The following is a 16,692-nucleotide window of genomic DNA, read 5'->3' as shown; positions in this document are numbered from 1 at the left end:
AGTCTGCCAGCACTAGACTCGCTCGATGTGGCAGGACGCATCCGCGAGAGCGACGTCGCACTGGTGCGTGACCGGAGCAGGATCGACGATGTCGTGGGCGACCACGTCTCCCTGCGCGGTGCCGGCGCCGGTGCGCTGAAGGGGCTGTGCCCGTTCCACGACGAGAAGTCGCCGTCGTTCAACGTGCGCCCCTCGCACGGCACGTTCCACTGCTTCGGGTGCGGCGAGGGCGGCGACGTCATCGCGTTCGTGATGAAGATCGAGCACCTCGGGTTCGTCGAGGCCGTGGAGCGGCTGGCGGACCGGGCGGGCATCCAGCTCACCTACGAGGGCGGCGGCGCCACGGTCCAGCGCGACCGGGGCACCCGCAGCAGGCTCATCGAGGCGCACAAGGTCGCCGCCGAGTTCTACGCCGAGCAGCTGGCCGGCCCGGACGCGTTGGCCGCACGGGAGTTCCTGGCGCAACGCGGCTTCGACGAGGCCGCGGCGCGCACGTTCGGCTGCGGTTTCGCGCCCGGCGGCTGGGACAAGCTCACCAAGCACCTCCTCGGCCGCGGGTTCGAGCTGACCGAGCTGATCAAGGCCCAGCTGACCAAGGAGGGCAGGCAGGGCCCGATCGACCGGTTCCACCGCAGGCTGCTGTGGCCGATCCGGGACATGGGCGGTGAGGTCGTCGGGTTCGGCGCGCGCCGGATCTTCGACGACGACCCGATCCAGGCCAAGTACCTCAACACCAGCGAGAGCCCGATCTACAAGAAGTCGCAGGTGCTGTTCGGGCTGGACCTGGCCAAGCGGGAGATCGCCAAGCGCAGGCAGGCCGTGGTGGTCGAGGGCTACACCGACGTGATGGCCATGCACCTGGCGGGCGTGCCCACGGCGGTCGCGTCGTGCGGCACGGCGTTCGGCACGGACCACATGAACGTGCTGCGGCGGCTGCTGATCGACGACTCGCTCAACGGCGAGGTGATCTTCACCTTCGACGGCGACGCGGCGGGGCAGAAGGCGGCGCTGAAGGCGTTCGAGGGCGAGCAGGCGTTCTCCGCGCAGACCTACATCGCGATCGCGCCGGACGGCATGGACCCGTGCGAGCTGCGGCAGGCCAAGGGCGACGTGGCCGTGCGCGACCTGGTCGCCCGCCGCACGCCGCTGTTCGAGTTCGCCATCAAGACCCGGCTGCGCGACTACGACCTGGACTCGGTGGACGGGCGGGTCGAGGCGTTGAAGGTGATGGTGCCGTTCGTGGCCCAGATCAAGGACCGGGCCAAGCGGGACGGTTACGCGACCCGGCTGGCCTGGTGGGTCGGCTGGGAGGACGAGTCGGCGGTGGTGCGCCGGGTGCGCGAGACGGCGACCGGTCGTGCGCCGGCACCGTCACGGCGGGCCGCGCCGGTGGACCCGAACCAGGGTGCGCTGGACGTCGACGGTCCGCCGCGGCCCGATCCGCGCGACCCGGCGCTGTGGGCGCAGCGGGAGGCGTTGAAGTCGGCGCTGCAGCTGCCCGAGATGGCCGGGCCGTACTACGACTCGCTGCCCGACGAGGCGTTCACGCACCCCGCCTACCTGGCGCTGCACCAGGCGATCCGGGAGGCGGGCGGTGCGTCGTCCGGGCTATCCGGTCCGGCGTTCCTGGACGCGGTGTCGCAGGCGTGCCGGCAGCAGGCGGTGCGGTCGGTGCTGACGGAGCTGGCCGTGGAGCCGCTGCGGGTGAAGGCGGAGGACGAGTACCGGTACGTGCAGAGCGTGCTCGCGCGGTTGCAGCAGATCCTGGTGGCCGGGCAGATCACCGAGATCAAGTCCCGGCTGCGGCGGGTGTCGCCGGTGGAGGAGCCCGACGAGTACCGGGCCCTGTTCGGCGACCTGATCGCGCTGGAGGACTACCACAAGGCGTTGGGCCAACAAGCGGTGGGCGGGCTGTGATGGGGTTGTTCCGGAGGATTTTCGGCTCGGGCGCGCCCGAGGGGTTCACCGGTGGCTTGGAGGCCGACGAGCACGTGCTGGCGTCGGCCGCGGTCGGCTCCGAGTGGCTCGTGGCGACGACGTACGGGCTGTGGTTGCCGGGGCCGCGCCGGGTCGGGTGGCACCTGATCAGCAAGGCGACGTGGACCGGGAACGCGCTGGCGGTGGTCGAGGCGGTCGAGGACGGCACGGCGGGTGAGGCCGTGGTGCTGCGCGACCTGGCGCCGCAGCGGTTCCCGCTGGAGTCGCCGGGCAAGGTGCCCGAGGTCGTGCACGAGCGGGTGACCGGGTCGATCAAGTCGCGGGAGCACAACGCGACGGTCGGCGCGTGGTTCGTGCAGCGCAAGGTGGCCGGTCGGGACGGCGTGCTGCTCCAGGTGCGGCCCGATCCGGGCGTCGACGTGGAGCGCGTCCGGGAGGTCGCGGCGTCGGTGGCGGCGAAGATCGCGAAGCTGCGCGGGTGACGGTCGCCGGCGTACGGTAGCAGTACGTTCGTACTGTTACTGGGGGTGCGCATGTGGGATCCGGGCAAGTACCTCGCGTTCGCCGACCACCGCTCGAGGCCGTTCCACGAGCTGGTGGCACGCGTCGGCGCCACGTCGCCGCGGCGGGTGGTCGACCTGGGCTGCGGTCCGGGGAACCTGACCGCGTCGCTGGCCGAGCGGTGGCCGGGCGCGGTGGTGGAGGCGCTGGACTCGTCACCGGAGATGGTCTCGGCCGCGCGGGCCCGCGGGGTGGACGCGCGGGTCGGTGACGTGACGTCGTGGGAACCCGGGCCGGACACCGACGTCGTGGTGACCAACGCGGTGCTGCAGTGGGTGCCCGGTCACGAGGACCTGCTGCGGAAGTGGGCGCGGGCGCTGCCGTCCGGCGCGTGGCTGGCGATGCAGGTGCCGGGCAACTTCGCCGGGCCGTCGCACGAGCTGGTGCGGTCGCTGGTGCACGAGTCGTGGCCCGCGTTGCGCGGTCTGCTGCGGCCGTCGCCGGTGCTCGACCCCAGGGGGTACGCCGAGGTGCTGGACGGCTGTTCGGTGGACGCGTGGGAGACGACGTACCTGCAGCGGCTGGAAGGGGAGGACGCCGTGCTGGAGTGGATCACCGGGACGGCGCTGCGGCCGATCCGGGCGGCGCTGGACGACGGCGAGTGGGCCGCGTTCCGGGGTCGGTTGGCGCCGCTGCTGCGCGAGGCCTACCCGCGACGGGCGGACGGCACGACGTGGTTCCCGTTCCGCCGGGTCTTCGCCGTGGCCCGGGTGCCGTAGACACGCGCCGAGGCCGCCCCGGTGGTTCGGGGCGGCCTCGGGTGCGGCGCGTCAGTTGGCGCGCGGGATGACCGGGTCGCGGCGGTGGCCGTTGGCGTTGGGCTGGTGCCGGCCGAAGCCGGTCTTCTCGCCCACCTTGGCGCGCACGATGCCCGCCGCACCCTGGACGGCCGGGTGGTCGGCCAAGGAGCGGTAGGCGCGCACGATCTGGTCGTAGCGCTGGCGTCCGGCGCGCGCCCCTAGGACGTAGCCGACGGCGGCGCCGAGCAGGATGCCCTTCATGAGGTGGTCCTCTCCTGGAGATCGTGCCTGGTCACACCCTTCCTACCGGATGAGGAGGGGGGTGTGCGCGAGCACTGTTGAGGATGCGCTAGAGTTACGTCCTGTCGGGCCGCGAGGCACGGCCTACAACAGAACATTCCCCCTTAGCTCAATGGCAGAGCATTCGACTGTTAATCGAAGGGTTACTGGTTCGAATCCAGTAGGGGGAGCGCGATGGCACCCCAGGCCGCTCGGCCTGGGGTTTTGTCGTCTCATGGCATCCGGGTACCCGCGAGTCACCCGATCGTCACACCCTCCGCGCCGGTTTCTTCGGGCAGGCTGATCCGCATGGCCGACCGCCCTGCCTACCGCACCGACTTCTCCGCCCGTTCTGATCGCCTCGATCGCTTCGATCGCTTCGCCAACCGCCGCCGGATCACGTCCCTGGACCCCGAGCGCGACCACGTCGAGATCATGCGCATCTCGTCCGGGTACGAGTTCCCGTGGGACTACGTGCGGTCGTTGGAGTTCGCGCTGTTCCGGACGTACTGCGTGCCGTCGATCTCGGCGCTGCTGGCGAAGACGGGCGAGTTCGAGCGCCGGCCGCAGCAGCGGTACGACGACACGGCGTTGCTGATGGCGGAACTGGTGGAGCACGGCTACGACTCGCCGCGCGGCCGTGAGGCGCTGCGGGTGGTGAACCGGCTGCACGGGCGGTACGAGATCTCCGACGACGACATGCGGTACGTGCTGTCGACGTTCATCTTCGACCCGATCGAGTGGATCACCCGGTACGGCTGGCGGCCCCTGACCGACCACGAGCGGCTCGGCGCGTTCCACTTCTACTCCGCTGTGGGCGCCCGGATGGGCATCAAGGCCCTGCCGCCCACCTACGCGTCCTACCTGGCGTTCAAGCGCGAGTACGAGGAGACGCACTTCACGTACAGCGACACGAACCGGGCGATCGGCCAGTACACGCTGAACCTGTTCTGCTCCTGGTACCCGGCACCCCGCGCGCTGACGTCCCGTGCCGTGCTGGCGATGCTCGACGCACCGATGCTGACCGCGTTCGGCTTCCCACCCCAACCGCCCTGGCTGACCCGCGCCGCCGACAAGGCCCTGCGCCTGCGCGCCCACACCGTCCGCCTCCTCCCGCCACGCAGGACACCACGCCTGACCAACGACCCGAAGAACCGCACCTACCCGGGCTACCCGACGGGCTACCGCCCGACCGACCTCGGAGCCCCGTAGTCCGCCAGTGCACAGCTTGGTCACGCCACCCGGGTTGTCGAGACGCGGAGGATCTCCCCTCTGTACCCTCCGGAACCGCACGTCAGGGGCGGTAGCTCAGCCGGTCAGAGCAGCGGACTCATAATCCGTCAGGTCGTGGGTTCGAACCCCACCCGCCCCACTCTTTCCGCTGGTCAGGCCGGGTGGCGATGAACCGTAGCATGATCAACGCCACCCTTTTGCCACGCTTTACGGGCGGAACCCCTTAACCGCCTCCAGCGCGTCGGCGGCCTTGCGGCTGGTGACCTTGCGCGCCATGTAGACGTCCTGGGTGGTCGACACCTTCGAGTGTCCGAGCTGGTCAGCGATCTGACGTGCGGTCAGGCCCGCCTCGTCCAGGATGGTCGCCACCGACCGCCGGAATGTGCGGAAGGTCACCCAGTCATAGCCCGCGCTTCCGGAACTCCCGCCACCGGGCCAGCGTGTTGTGCTTGTCCCGGAGGCCACCACTGCAGTGCTTCACACCTACGCTCAGGTGCTCCATCTGCCCCATAGTGATCAGGTGGACGACTTGGAACAGGTTCGGCACACAGCAGATCCGGTTGAGCGAGGGCGCAAAGCAAAGCGACTGAACTATTGGAGCTGTACCGGCAGCGAGCGACCGAACTCGCCCAGATCCGCCGTGACGCAGTCGAGGAAGCACGCGACGTCTTGGGCAGCTACACCGAGGTAGCCAAAGCGCTTGGTCTGTCGAAGGGCCGCATCACCCAGATCCGCAGCGCGAAGCCGTATGCCTCGCCAGAGCCTTAGCTGCTCCTTGGCTCACGCTCACGTGTTCAGAGTTTCTTTTCTTCATCAAGGCGGCCCCCTCCGGGGGCCGCTGGCCGTTGGTGCCCAACCGACGCCGAAGGACCAACGCCCCTGTAGTGCGGCACGCCCAAGCGGGCCTGGCGGCCCGCGGGCGCGCCACGCGAGGAAGGGCGCCGGTCCCGACGTCGGCGAGGAACGGCCAGCGGCCCCCGAAGGCGACCGCAAGAGATTAAAGAAGCGCTCGCCGCGCGGCAGGCCAGCAGGATGACTGAGACGGCACCGCCGGTTCGGCTACCAGCGTGGGCCGGGGTTCGTGTCATCCCGCCGACCTCCCCGAGGGCAACCACACGTGTCAAGGGGGCGGTCCCAGCCCGACAGTCCGGCAAGCGGAAGGTGCCCCCTTGACACGCGTGGTTGGGACGAGCCAGGTCGGCGGGATGACACGAAGCCCTTCAGTTGCGAACTCGGTAACGCTTGCGTCGGTCAGGGCGATTTGGTGATGACTGATCACAAGACGGGTCAGGTCGGGCTTGTAGCAGTAGTTTGGGGTGTTGATTTTTCTATGCGGGAACTTCTGCGAGACGTCCTGTTGCTTCAGCCTGGCTGGAGTCGGGAAAACACTCCCGCCATGCAGGAGCGAGGTCGGTTAATCCGGCACGAGGTGGCAAGGTGGCTGCGGGAACAGTTGCCGACGATCGCTGAGAACACACCGGGTGTAGATGACTGGCAGGTAGAGGCCCGAGACGGCACAGGGCTGAAGAACGAGATTCCGTGGGCTCGCGTGTACTCCGCCAGTCGATCGCCTTCTGCGACTGTGGGTTGGTACATCGTTTACCTGTTCGGTGCGCAGGGAGACCGTGTCTACCTGTCGCTGATGCAGGGCACTACCCGTTGGGAGAACGGTGACCTTCACGCTCGACCTGCAGCGGAGCTTCGGCAGCGCGCGCAGTGGGCACGTGAAAATTTGTTGCCCATTCTGCGGCGTCGAGTTGACTTGGTGGAGCAGATCAGTCTAAAGGCTCGCAAATCTCAGCTCGGACCTGCTTACGAAGCAGGAACTGTGGCAGCGTTCGAGTATGCGCTAGATAGACTGCCGGGCAACGAGGTTCTAGCGAACGACCTGCAGTTTCTCGCTTCTACCCTCGAGTATCTCTACCACCTGGCAGCACAAGCAATCGATCTTCCCGGGGACTTGCCTCCGGAAGTGGTTGATGCGCTCGTTACGGCTGAACGATCAGCAGGTAAAACCCGAAAAGGGCAAGGGCTTCGCCTTAACTCGGCGGAACGCACCGCGATCGAACGCCAAGCGGTCACAGTCGCCATGCACTACCTCACCACGGAAGGGTTCGCGGTGACCGATGTCGGGGCAACCCAGTCCTACGACCTCGACGCGCGACGCGGAGGGCAACATCTCTTCGTGGAGGTCAAGGGCACTACATCCGCGTGGAACGGTACATCCGAGATCATCTTGACTAAGAACGAAGTGGATCTTCACGAGCGGGAGTATCCGAACAACATGCTGGTGGTCGTCAGTCACATCACGCTCGACCGCAGCGTTACTCCGCCGTCGGCGTCCGGTGGTGAGCTACATGTTATGCACCCCTGGCGAATCTTGCCACCGAACCTCACGCCCGTGACCTATCGGTACGTCGTTGGCGAGTGACCGCAACGGTGACCGCGACGACCGCTACAACGACCACCGGACAGCACCACAGCCCAAGGTCGCCGTGCTCGCTGAACGCGAGGGAAGGCTGACCCGCTGGTTGCTGGCAGTGTGAGGCTCCTCGCCCTTCCGTCAACAGGGCGGTCGCAAGGTCAACGCCACGCTTTTGCCCCACAAAATGACGACAGGCGACCACGAAGCACGGTCCATAGCGGTCGTGCGCGGACGCTAAGCGAGCTGGTGGCGGTGGGTGCTGGCAGGGGTCGGGAGACGATGGGGGACACCGCCAACAATCCGTCAGGTCGTGGGTTCGAACCCCACCCGCCCCACCGCACCGGAGGGCCCGTGACCTGCGCATGTGCGGGTCACGGGGCCGTGGTGGTGGCGCGGCCCGGTGGCGGGAGGTGGTGGCCTTCGGATCTCCTGCGCTCGTACCGACCCCTTTTCGGCTTCGGTGGTGTCTATCCCTCTGAGAGCTCGTCTCCCAGGAAAGGAGCCACCATGCGAGGGATGCCGCCGGTGGGCGGGACCGAGGCGTTGGCCGAACGGCTGCTCACGCGGGCGCGGGACGGGGAGGGGGAGGCGTTTCGGAGGCTCGTGGAGCCGTATCGGCGGGAGTTGCAGGTTCACTGCTATCGCATCCTCGGCTCGGTGCAGGACGCGGAGGACCTGGTGCAGGAGACGTTGTTGGCGGCATGGCGGGGGATTGGCGGGTTCGAGGGGCGGGCGTCGGTGCGGACGTGGCTGTACCGGATCGCGACGAACCGCTGTCTCAACGCGTTGCGGGCCGGTGGTCGTCGGACGAACGAATCCGTGGCCGTCCGAACGGGGGTCCCGTTGCCCGAGCCGTCCCACCGCCGGTCGGAGCCGAGCTGGCTGGAGCCCTACCCCGACGCGTTGCTGGACGAGGTCGCCGACACCCTGCCCGGGCCGGAGGCGCGGTACGAGGTGCGGGAGTCGGTGTCGCTGGCGTTCCTGGCCGCCTTGCAGCTCCTGCCGCCGAAGCAGCGGGCCGTGTTGGTGCTGCGGGACGTGCTGGGGTTCCGGGCGGCGGAGGTCGCGGGCATTCTCGACACGTCCGAGGACGCGGTCGCCAGTGCGCTGAAGCGGGCGCGGAGTGCGCTGGACCGGGAAATGCCCGGCCGGGACAGTGCACCGTTGCCGAACTCGCCGCTGGAACGCCGGATCGTGGACGACTTCACCCGCGCGTTCCAAGCCGGTGACGTGGACGCGGTGGTAGCCCTGCTGACCAACGACGTACGGCTCACCATGCCGCCGCTGCCGCTGGAGTACCACGGGATCGGCGACAGCCGTCGCTTCCTGACCACCGTGGCGTTGCGCGAGGAAATGCGGTACGTCCTGATCCCGACGCGCGCCAACGGCCAACCGGCCTTCGGCGTCTACGTGCGGGACCCGCGCACGCCGATCCTGCACGCGCACGGTCTGCTGGTGCTGACCCTGGCCGGGGACCGGATCAGCGGTGTGACCCGCTTCCACGACAACTCGTTGCTCCCGGTCTTCGGGCTGCCGCGCTCCCTCCGCGCCTGACCCGACGGAGAATGGTGAACACCGAAACCGGACGGATGACGTCCAAGCAGGCGTGGACCTTGGGGCTGGCCTCACTGGCCTCGTTCATGATGGCCCTGGACAGCCTGGTCGTGACCACCACCCTGACCACGATCCGCGCGGATCTCACCGCCTCGGTCGAACAACTGGAATGGGTCGTCAACGCGTACAACCTCACGTTCGCGGTCCTGCTGCTGACCGGCGCGGCGCTGGGTGACCGGTTCGGCCGCCGCAAGGTGTTCAACACCGGTCTGGTGCTGTTCACCGCCGCGTCCGCGGCCTGTGCGCTGGCCCCGGACATCGTCTTCCTGATCGTGTCCCGGGCGGTGCAGGGCGCGGGCGCCGCGATGGTGCTGCCGCTGTCGCTCACGCTGGTCACCGCGGTCTTCCCGCCGCGGACGCGCGGCAAGGCGATGGGGCTGTACCTGGGCCTCACCGGGCTGGCCACGTTCAGCGGCCCGTTCATCGGCGGCGCGATCGCCGAGGGCCTCGCCTGGCAGTGGGTCTTCTGGCTGAACCTGCCGATCGGCGTGGTCGCGGTCCTGCTCGCGGCGCGGAAGGTCGACGAGAGCACCGGCCCGAACGACAAGCTGGACCCGGTCGGGCTGGCCCTGGTGACGCCGGGCGCGTTCGGCGTCATCTGGGCGCTGGTGCGCGGCAACGCGGCGGGGTGGGGCAGCGTCGAGGTCGTCGCCTCCGCCGTGCTCGGCGTCGTGCTGGTGATCGCGTTCGTGGTCCACGAGCGGCGCACGCCGCGACCGATGGTGCCGATGGGCCTGTTCCGGCTGCGGGCGTTCGCGACGGCCAACCCGGCGAACTTCCTGGTGTTCGCCTCGCTGTACGGCACGATGTTCTTCCTCGCGCAGTACTTCCAACTCGTCCGGGGTCACGGGCCGCTGGTGGCCGGCCTGATGCTGATGCCGTGGACCGGGACGCTGATGGTGTGCGCGCCGATCGCGGGCCGCCTGGTCGACCGGGTCGGCGCGCGGAGGTTCGTGGTCGGCGGCCTGTTCCTGCAGGCGGTCGGCACGGCGTGGCTGGCGACGGTGATCGACACCGACACGGCCTACCTGGAGGTGCTGCCCGCGTTGGTGATCGGCTCGGTCGGCATCTGCGCGGCGATGCCCGCCGCGCAGAAGGCGGTCGTGAACGCGGTCCAGCCGGCGCGGATCGGCCAGGCGTCCGGCGTGTTCATGATGTTGCGGATGTTCGGTGGCGTGTTCGGCACGACGGTGTCGGTCGCCGTGTTCGGCGCCTTCGGCGGCTACGGAACGGCGGAGGCGTTCAGCGACGGCTTCTCGGCCTCGATGGCCGCGGTCTCCGCGCTGGCGTTCCTCGGCGTGCTCATCGGCCTCGCCATGCCGGGCACGGGTGCCACCGGAGGTTCCGACCGGGTAGTACCGGAGGTAGCATCGAAGGTATGAAAATCAGTGTGAGCCTCCCCGAGGAGGACGTAGAGTTCGTTGATCGCTACCTGCGGCAACACCGGAGCGCCTCGCGATCCTCGGTGATCCACCAGGCGATCACCCTGCTGCGCGAGGCGGGTCTGGAGAACGCCTACGCGAGCGCGTGGGAAGAGTGGGAAGCCGGAGGGGACGCCGACATGTGGGACGTGACCGCGTCAGACGGTGTCCTCGATGCGGCGAGGTGACATCTACTGGGTGGACCTGGAGCCGGCGCTGGGCGCCGAGGCCAACAAGATCCGCCCGGCCGTGGTCGTGAGCAACGACGCGGCGAACCGGGCCGCCGGACGGGGCGGCCGGGGTGTGGTGACCATCGTGCCGATCACCTCCAACACCGCGAAGGTGTACCCGTTCCAGGTGCTGCTGCCCGCCAAGGACTGCGGGCTCGGCGCGGACTCCAAGGCCCAGGCCGAGCAGGTGCGCACGGTCACCGCGGCCAGGCTCCGCGCCCGCATCGGCGGCCTGCCGCCCGCGGTGCTCAAGCAGCTCGACGAGGCACTGCGCGTGCACTTGTCGCTCTGAGCCGCGGCTCACCCTCCGGCGTTCGCCTCACCTCCGAGGGAGGAACGCCGCCGGGACCGCCCACGGACGGCCCCGGCAGCCCCCGTCACTCCAGCACGCGGATGGCTCCGGCCGGGCACAGGTGCGCCGCTTCACGCGCCGCCTGCTCGTGCTCACCCGTCGGGGACGGCTGCAGCAGCACGACCGTCCCGTCCGACTCGTCCTGGTCGAACACCTCCGGGTCGGTCAACGCGCACATGCCCGACCCCGCGCACCGGTCCGGATCGACTTCGATCTTCACGAAAACTCCACTGGCAGCTCGTGCACCCCGTAGATCGCCATGTCGGTGCGCATCTTCACATCCTCCGCGGGCACGGCGAGCCGCAGGTCCGGGAACTCCCGGAACAGCGCGGTGAACCCGACCCGCATCTCGATCCGCGCCAACTGCTGCCCCAGGCACTGGTGCACGCCGTGGCCGAACCCGAGGTGCCCCACCGCGGACCGGCGGATGTCGAACTCGTCCGGCCGCTCGAACCGCGCCGGGTCGCGGTTGGCCGCGGCCACGGAGATCGAGACCGTCTCGCCCTCCCGGACCACCACGCCGCCGATCTCGACGTCCTCCAACGCCGTGCGCACCGTGCCGAACTGGATGATCGACAGGTAGCGCATCAGCTCCTCGACCGCGTTGTCCACCAACGACGGGTCCGCTCGCAGAGCCGCCAACTGGTCGGGGTGCTGCAACAGCAACAACGTGCCGATGCCCAGCATGTTCGCCGTGGTCTCGTGGCCGGCGACGAGCAGGAGCAGCCCCATGTTGGCGACTTCCTCGTCGGTCAGCTCACCGGTGGCGACCAGCCCGGACAGCATGTCGTCGCCCGGCTCGACGTGCTTGCGCCTGGCCAGCTGGAGCACGAACTCCTCCAGCCGCTCGAACGCCGCCATGATGTCGTCGAACGAGGAGTCCAGGCTCAGCAGCTTGGCAGTGTCCTGCTGGAACGACTCGCGCTCGTCGTAAGGCACACCCAGCAGCTCGCAGATCACCATCGACGGCACCGGCAGCGCGAAGTCCGCCACCAGGTCCGCCGGTTCCCCGGACGCGCGCATCGCGGCCAGGTGCTCGGCCACGATCTGCTCGATCCGCGGCATCAGCTGGTTCATCCGCCGCACGGTGAACTGCCCGGTCAGCAGCTTGCGGTACCGGGTGTGGTCGGGCGCGTCCATCCCGATGAACATGCCCGGCTTGGCCGGTGGCCGTTGTCGGATCGGCTCGCCCTTGACCTTGCGCGGTGAGTGCTGAAGCTCGGCCCGGCTGCTGAACCGGCGGTCCGCGTGGACCTCGCGGGCCAGCTCGTAGCTGGTCACGAGCCACCCCACGTGGCCATCGGGGAACTTCATCCGGCTGATCGGTTCCCGTTCGCGCAGCAACCCCAACTCCGCGGGCGGGTCGAAGGCCGTGCTGCGTTGCGAGGGCAGCTCGGCGTTCAGCGTTTCGGTCATCTCGCACACCTCCCAGTGCGTTCAGGGACCTACTTCGCAACATACAGAAGATTCACGAACCCATGAAGTAAATAAGCCGTAAGGGAACGGCTGTAGTACGAGCCATAGCAGGTGTGCTACAAAGTGACCGAGAACTCTGACAAGGGGGAGGTGAGGGTCCTTGGTCATCGAGGTGCGCGATCTGCGGATGCGCTACGGCACGACGGACGTGCTGCACGGGGTCGACTTCACCGCGGGCCCGGGTGAGGTGGTGGCCCTGCTCGGGCCCAACGGTGCGGGCAAGACCACGACGATCGAGATCCTGGAGGGTTTCCGGCTGCCCTCGGACGGCCACGTCCGGGTGCTGGGCGTCGACCCGGCCACCGGTGACGAGGCCTGGCGCGCGCGGCTGGGCGTGGTGCTGCAGTCGTGGCGCGACCACGGCCGCTGGAAGGTGCGCGAACTGCTGCACCACCTCGGCCGCTACTACACGTCCTACAGCACGTCGCACCAGCCACGGCCGTTCGACACCGACGAGCTGATCGAGACAGTCGGCCTGACCGAGCACGCCCACAAGAAGATCAGCAGCCTGTCCGGCGGCCAGCGGCGGCGGCTGGACGTGGCGATCGGCATCGTCGGCAAGCCCGACCTGCTGTTCCTGGACGAGCCGACAGCCGGCTTCGACCCGCACGCGCGCCGCGACTTCCACGACCTGGTGCACCGGCTGTCGGACCTGGAGGGCATGACGATCCTGCTCACCACGCACGACCTGGCCGAGGCGGAGAAGCTGGCCGACCGGATCCTGGTGCTGGCTGGCGGGCGGATCATCGCCGATGGCAGCCCCGAGCAGCTCAGCCGCCAGGTCGAGGGCAAGTCCGAGGTCCGCTGGACGCACGACGGCTCGCGGCACGTGCACACGGCCGACGACGCGACGGCGTTCGTGCGCGACCTGTTCCGGCAGCACGCGACGGGCATCTCCGAGCTGGAGGTGCGCCGCAGCACGTTGGAGGACACCTACATGGCACTCGTGCAGCGGCACGAGAGCGGCCAGACGAGCGAGGAGGAGGTGGCGCTCCGGTGAACGCCAAGACGCAGGCCATCCGGCTCGGCGTGGACCGCGGTGTGCGCGAGTTCCGCCACTCCATGGGCAGCTCGGACCAGTGGTACAACGTGTTCACCGGCCTCGCCGCGCTGACCGTGCTGTGGTTTCAGCGCGACTCGTCGGTCGAGGGTTCCGACCTCTCGCTCGCCGCGTTCACCCTGCCCAGCATGCTCGGCATGGGGATGGTGTTCGGCGCCCTGGTCGGGCCCGCCGGCCAGCTCTCGACCAACCGGGAGGACGGGACGCTGCTGCGCGCCAAGGCCGTGCCCCACGGCATGGTCGGCTACCTGGTCGGCCGGACCGTGCAGACGTCGCTGGACTCCCTGTCCGGCCTGCTGGTCGTGCTGGTGCCGGGCTTGTTCCTGGTGAACGTGCTGGCGAACGCGGGCGTGGACGGGGTGCTCGGCCTGATCGCCGTGCTGGCGCTCGGCATGGCGTCGATGCTGCCCTGGGGCGCGGTCGCCGGGTCGATCACCAAGAGCCCCGGCGGCGCGATGGGCATCACCATGCTGCCGATGATGGGCCTGATCGCGATCTCGGGCATCTTCTACCCGATCACGGCGATGCCGGGGTGGCTGCAGGGCGTGGCGCAGGTGTTCCCGGTGTACTGGGCGGGCCACGGCGCTCGGGCGGCACTGCTGCCGGACTCGGCGGCAGCCGCGGAGCTCGGCGGGTCGTGGCGGATCCTGGAGATGGTCGGCGTGCTCGGGGTGTGGGCGGTGGTCGGCTTCCTGCTTGCGCCTACGATCCTGCGTCGGATGGCTCGCCGTGAGTCCGGAGCGGAGATGGAGCAACGTCGTCAGGCGGCGTTGCAGAGGGTGCGATGAGCGAAAGCGTCTACAACCGGATCGCGATGCTGCGCGCGGAACGGGGAGTGTCACGCCGGCAGCTCTCCGAGGCGTTGGGCATCCACTACCAGACCGTGGGCTACCTGGAACGGGGCGAGTACAGCCCCAGCCTGTACCTGGCGCTGCGCATCGCGCAGTACTTCGAGGTACCGGTGGAGGTCGTGTTCTCGACCGACCCGTTCCCCCGGCTGGGCAGCAACGAGCGATCCGCGTAGACGGGGTGGGGCGGCGCCGACGGCACCGCCCCTTTTCGCTACCCCAGGCCGGCCTCGATCACGTGGGCCGGTCCGGCCGGTCGTCGGCGTACGCGGCCTCCAGCACCGGCAGCACGGACCTGGCCTCGTCGAGGAACAGGCGCATGGCGGGCGCCGGCTCGGTCGGCCACTCGCGGTCGTCGGTCGGCAGGCTGGTCGGGTGCACGACGGGCTCGGCGCCGGCCTTGTCCACGATGGACGCGAAGCCGGGGTCGACCGCGTAGGTGACCCGGTGGCCCCGGTTCACCGGTTCGGTGGCGACGGGCAGCGTCGGGTTGACGTGGCCGTGGCCGGGGATGTTGAAGAAAGCGATGTGTGACACGGGAATCTCCGCTGGAGTCGGGGTTGGCTCGATGACCCCGTCACGCGTGGCGCGTGGGGGTGGACGGCTGCCCCGGACTCAGAGGTAGAAGACCCGGAATGCCCACATGCGACCAACGCTAGTACCGCGCGCCACTCATTTCCCGAGCACGCCGCGCAGCGCACCCCGGATCGCCGCGGCCAGCTCAGCACGGCTTTCCGGGGTGCCTGCCGCGGGTGCTCCGAGCGCGCCCGCGCCGACCAGCCGGTCGAACACCAGGCCGTCGATGAACGCCACCAGGTCCCGGCTCTGCCGCTCCGGGTCCTCCGCGCCCAACTCCGCCAGCAGTTCCCGCGCCTGCGCCCGCGGCCGTTCGCCGTGGGCCAGGATGCCGCGCAGCTCGGGGTGGTGGGTGGCCTCCAGCAGGCACGCGTACCGGGCCAGGGTGCGCTCGCGGGCGGTGGTCATCCACCGGTCGAGCACGTGCGCGATGCCCTCGGCGAGCAGGTCGGGGTCGAGCGGGACGTTCACCCTCGCCTCGACCACCTCGGCGTTGTCGAGGTCGGCGAGCCGCTGCACGACGCCCTCGACGAGCGCCTTGCGGGTGCGGAAGTAGGCGGAGGTCGAGCCGGGTGGCACGCCCGCCTGCGCGTCCACGGCGCGGTGGGTCAGGCCTCGCATGCCCTTGGTGGCCACCACGTGGATCGCCGCGTCGGCGAGGGCGGCCATGCGCTCGGTCACTTGCCTCCTCCTTCTACAGCTGTAGAGTACTGGCATCTACAGCTGTAGAAGGAGTGGGGACGATGAAGGCGGTCGTGGTGGGCGGTGGCCTCGGCGGTGTCACGGCGGCGGTGGCCTTGCGGCGGGTCGGGTGGGAGGTCGAGGTGCTCGAACGCGCGCCGGAGTTCGGCGAGGTCGGCGCGGGGGTCGGCGTGATGCCGAACGCCATGCGGGCGTTCGAGGCGCTGGGGCTGGCCGACGACGTGCGGCGGATCGGCACACCCCGGGTGGCCGGGACCATCCGCGACCCGAAGGGGCGGACGCTGACCCGCGTGGACCCGGCGCAGGACCGCGTGGTCGCCGTGCACCGGGCGGACCTGCACCGGGTGCTGCGGTCGGCGTTGCCGGCGGCGTGCCTGGTCACGGACGCCGAGGTGACGTCGGTGGACGACCTGGACGCGGACCTGGTGGTCGCCGCGGACGGCATCCGCAGCCGCGCCCGGCAGGCGTTGTTCCCGGGGATGCCCCAGCCGGTGTACGCGGGCACCACGGCGTGGCGCAGCGTGACGACGGCCCGGTTCCCGCGAGACCTCGGCATCAGCCAGACCCTCGGTCCCGGCACCGAGTTCGGCGTGCTCCCACTGGGTGACGGCCGGGTCTGCTGGTACGCGGCGACGGTCGCGCCCGCCGGTGGCCGTTCGGCCGACGAGTGGGGCGAGGTGCGCCGCCTCGTCGGCGACTGGCACGACCCCATCCCGCGGCTGCTCGACGCCACGCCGCCCGACACCGTGCTGCGGCACGACATCCACGAACTGGCCGCGCCGCTGCCGACCTACGTGCGCGGCCGGGTGGCGCTGCTCGGCGACGCGGCCCACGCGATGACGCCCTACCTGGGCCAAGGCGCGTGCATGGCGATCGAGGACGCCGTGGTGCTGGCCGCGGCGTGCGCCCGTGCCGACGACGTGCCGAGCGCGCTCGCGGCCTACGACCGGCAACGCCGTCCGCGCACGCAGTCGATGGCGAAGGCGTCGCGACTGCTCGGGCGGGTGGGGCACCGGTTGCGCAACCCGGTGGCCGTGACGGTGCGCGACGCCGCGATGCGCGCGGTGCCGGCCTCGATCGGGTCGGCGCGCGTGTCGAAGTTCCTCGCTTGGACGCCGCCGGTGCTATCACCCGATAGGTGAATATGCTGCTGTGATGTAAATCACAGGTAACCGCCACGATTCGGCCGGATAACGATCGAATATCACTCGTTTTCGCAGGATGCGTCACTCTTCTG

19 protein-coding genes and 2 tRNA genes are annotated in these 16,692 nt (G+C 69.7%); 15 read left to right on the top strand and 6 right to left on the bottom strand.

Features of this window, described 5'->3' with window-relative positions:
* The first annotated feature begins 27 nt into the window (after positions 1-27).
* From dnaG to B0I31_RS09715, 3 genes are read left to right on the top strand one after another with little or no spacing between them, the layout of a single operon-like run.
* Positions 28-1,917: a DNA primase gene (dnaG, locus tag B0I31_RS09725; RefSeq protein WP_106614998.1), complete on the top strand. Its 1,890-nt coding sequence runs from the start codon at positions 28-30 to the stop codon at positions 1,915-1,917.
* The gene (locus tag B0I31_RS09720) at positions 1,917-2,420 is read left to right on the top strand and encodes a hypothetical protein (protein WP_106614997.1); all 504 of its coding nucleotides are present in this window, start codon (positions 1,917-1,919) and stop codon (positions 2,418-2,420) included. The genes dnaG and B0I31_RS09720 overlap by 1 nt, the downstream gene beginning before the upstream one ends.
* Before the next feature lie 51 nt (positions 2,421-2,471).
* Positions 2,472-3,218, top strand: a complete 747-nt coding sequence (locus B0I31_RS09715; protein WP_106614996.1) for a trans-aconitate 2-methyltransferase — start codon at positions 2,472-2,474, stop codon at positions 3,216-3,218.
* Between the two features lie 51 nt (positions 3,219-3,269).
* Here the strand turns inward: B0I31_RS09715 and B0I31_RS09710 are convergent, their stop codons facing one another.
* A complete protein-coding gene (locus tag B0I31_RS09710) occupies positions 3,270-3,500 on the bottom strand; it encodes a hypothetical protein (RefSeq protein WP_073889848.1) in 231 nt (76 codons plus the stop codon).
* A 137-nt stretch (positions 3,501-3,637) separates the two neighbouring features.
* Between B0I31_RS09710 and B0I31_RS09705 the strand changes: the two genes are divergently transcribed.
* The 3 genes from B0I31_RS09705 to B0I31_RS09695 all read left to right on the top strand — a co-directional run bounded on the left by B0I31_RS09705 (position 3,638) and on the right by B0I31_RS09695 (position 4,890).
* Positions 3,638-3,709, top strand: a tRNA-Asn gene (locus tag B0I31_RS09705).
* A gap of 118 nt (positions 3,710-3,827) precedes the next feature.
* Positions 3,828-4,730, top strand: coding sequence for an oxygenase MpaB family protein (locus tag B0I31_RS09700; protein ID WP_106614995.1), 903 nt, complete (start codon positions 3,828-3,830; stop codon positions 4,728-4,730).
* Positions 4,731-4,815: 85 nt separating this feature from the next.
* Positions 4,816-4,890, top strand: a tRNA-Ile gene (locus tag B0I31_RS09695).
* Between the two features lie 68 nt (positions 4,891-4,958).
* Here B0I31_RS09695 and B0I31_RS09690 read toward each other — a convergent pair.
* A complete protein-coding gene (locus tag B0I31_RS09690) occupies positions 4,959-5,147 on the bottom strand; it encodes a tyrosine-type recombinase/integrase (RefSeq protein ID WP_342751465.1) in 189 nt (62 codons plus the stop codon).
* Positions 5,148-6,018: 871 nt separating this feature from the next.
* Between B0I31_RS09690 and B0I31_RS09685 the strand changes: the two genes are divergently transcribed.
* The 5 genes from B0I31_RS09685 (at position 6,019) to B0I31_RS09665 (ending at position 10,733) form a co-directional block, all read left to right on the top strand.
* Positions 6,019-7,182, top strand: coding sequence for an MrcB family domain-containing protein (locus tag B0I31_RS09685; protein WP_146173791.1), 1,164 nt, complete (start codon positions 6,019-6,021; stop codon positions 7,180-7,182).
* A 510-nt stretch (positions 7,183-7,692) separates the two neighbouring features.
* The gene (locus B0I31_RS09680; RefSeq protein ID WP_106614993.1) at positions 7,693-8,730 is read left to right on the top strand and encodes a sigma-70 family RNA polymerase sigma factor; all 1,038 of its coding nucleotides are present in this window, start codon (positions 7,693-7,695) and stop codon (positions 8,728-8,730) included.
* A gap of 14 nt (positions 8,731-8,744) precedes the next feature.
* On the top strand, positions 8,745-10,172 hold the full coding sequence (locus B0I31_RS09675; RefSeq protein WP_245949778.1) for an MFS transporter: 1,428 nt from the start codon (positions 8,745-8,747) through the stop codon (positions 10,170-10,172).
* Positions 10,169-10,399, top strand: coding sequence for a ribbon-helix-helix domain-containing protein (locus B0I31_RS09670; RefSeq protein ID WP_053720052.1), 231 nt, complete (start codon positions 10,169-10,171; stop codon positions 10,397-10,399). The genes B0I31_RS09675 and B0I31_RS09670 overlap by 4 nt, the downstream gene beginning before the upstream one ends.
* Complete coding sequence (locus B0I31_RS09665; protein WP_106614992.1) at positions 10,386-10,733, top strand: type II toxin-antitoxin system PemK/MazF family toxin; 348 nt, start codon at positions 10,386-10,388, stop codon at positions 10,731-10,733. Before B0I31_RS09670 ends, B0I31_RS09665 begins: the two co-directional genes overlap by 14 nt.
* Positions 10,734-10,818: 85 nt before the next feature.
* On the opposite strand, the gene B0I31_RS09660 is transcribed toward B0I31_RS09665, so the two are convergent.
* Both B0I31_RS09660 and B0I31_RS09655 read right to left on the bottom strand, forming a co-directional pair.
* Entirely contained in the window at positions 10,819-11,013 is a 195-nt protein-coding gene (locus tag B0I31_RS09660; RefSeq protein WP_106614991.1) for a ferredoxin, read from the bottom strand.
* Positions 11,010-12,209 carry a cytochrome P450 gene (locus B0I31_RS09655; RefSeq protein WP_106614990.1) on the bottom strand — a complete coding sequence of 400 codons (1,200 nt, stop codon included), beginning with the start codon at positions 12,207-12,209 and terminating at the stop codon, positions 11,010-11,012. The genes B0I31_RS09660 and B0I31_RS09655 overlap by 4 nt, the downstream gene beginning before the upstream one ends.
* 187 nt (positions 12,210-12,396) lie before the next feature.
* Here B0I31_RS09655 and B0I31_RS09650 point away from each other — a divergent pair, with 187 nt between their 5' ends.
* Genes B0I31_RS09650 through B0I31_RS09640 form a run of 3 tightly spaced genes read left to right on the top strand, consistent with a single transcriptional unit; the run spans position 12,397 to position 14,353 of the window.
* Positions 12,397-13,269, top strand: a complete 873-nt coding sequence (locus tag B0I31_RS09650) for an ABC transporter ATP-binding protein (protein WP_106615402.1) — start codon at positions 12,397-12,399, stop codon at positions 13,267-13,269.
* Positions 13,266-14,117, top strand: a complete 852-nt coding sequence (locus tag B0I31_RS09645; protein ID WP_106614989.1) for an ABC transporter permease — start codon at positions 13,266-13,268, stop codon at positions 14,115-14,117. The genes B0I31_RS09650 and B0I31_RS09645 overlap by 4 nt, the downstream gene beginning before the upstream one ends.
* Positions 14,114-14,353 (top strand): helix-turn-helix transcriptional regulator, encoded by a 240-nt coding sequence (locus B0I31_RS09640; protein ID WP_073886442.1) that lies wholly within the window; start codon positions 14,114-14,116, stop codon positions 14,351-14,353. The genes B0I31_RS09645 and B0I31_RS09640 overlap by 4 nt, the downstream gene beginning before the upstream one ends.
* A 58-nt stretch (positions 14,354-14,411) precedes the next feature.
* Here the strand turns inward: B0I31_RS09640 and B0I31_RS09635 are convergent, their stop codons facing one another.
* Entirely contained in the window at positions 14,412-14,714 is a 303-nt protein-coding gene (locus tag B0I31_RS09635) for a glycosyltransferase (protein WP_106614988.1), read from the bottom strand.
* A 135-nt stretch (positions 14,715-14,849) separates the two neighbouring features.
* On the bottom strand, positions 14,850-15,434 hold the full coding sequence (locus B0I31_RS09630; RefSeq protein ID WP_219910652.1) for a TetR/AcrR family transcriptional regulator: 585 nt from the start codon (positions 15,432-15,434) through the stop codon (positions 14,850-14,852).
* A gap of 62 nt (positions 15,435-15,496) precedes the next feature.
* On the opposite strand from B0I31_RS09630, the gene B0I31_RS09625 reads away from it, so the two are divergent.
* Positions 15,497-16,597, top strand: a complete 1,101-nt coding sequence (locus B0I31_RS09625; RefSeq protein WP_106614987.1) for an FAD-dependent monooxygenase — start codon at positions 15,497-15,499, stop codon at positions 16,595-16,597.
* The last annotated feature ends 95 nt before the right edge of the window (positions 16,598-16,692 follow it).

The organism is Saccharothrix carnea, assembly GCF_003014735.1.
GTDB lineage: Bacteria > Actinomycetota > Actinomycetes > Mycobacteriales > Pseudonocardiaceae > Actinosynnema > Actinosynnema carneum.
This window is presented reverse-complemented; position numbering and strand designations above follow the sequence as displayed.